This is a genomic window from Priestia sp. SIMBA_032, assembly GCF_046535215.1.
GTDB classification, from domain to species: domain Bacteria; phylum Bacillota; class Bacilli; order Bacillales; family Bacillaceae_H; genus Priestia; species Priestia aryabhattai.
The window spans coordinates 1-253 of sequence record NZ_JAWRXD010001139.1 but is presented as its reverse complement, the minus strand read 5'-3'; the positions used below and the strand labels follow the sequence as shown (position 1 = coordinate 253).

General features: G+C 32.8%; 1 protein-coding gene. It reads left to right on the top strand.

All coding sequences use genetic code 11. From position 1 onward, the window contains the following. Positions 1-253 (top strand): hypothetical protein (locus tag SB717_RS37885; protein ID WP_410908318.1); only part of this gene is annotated, 253 nt, incomplete at both ends.

Genomic DNA, 253 nt, shown 5'->3' with positions numbered 1-253 from the left:
ATGTTAAATTTTGTAACAGAGAAAAATCTGACATCAATAGATTTAAGTGAAGCATTAGATTCTATCGATGAGATACTCTACGAAAATATCAGACATTTTCTAAAGCGGGTTGATCAGCTATCTCATGATGATCGAGTTGAACAAATTGATTTTCTTCACGGTATATTCGGCCTTGCCCATTATCTAATTTCCAGACCTAAAAATTTACATCAAAAGGTACTAGTGGATTTCTTTGATAAGCTTGCAGAAATTG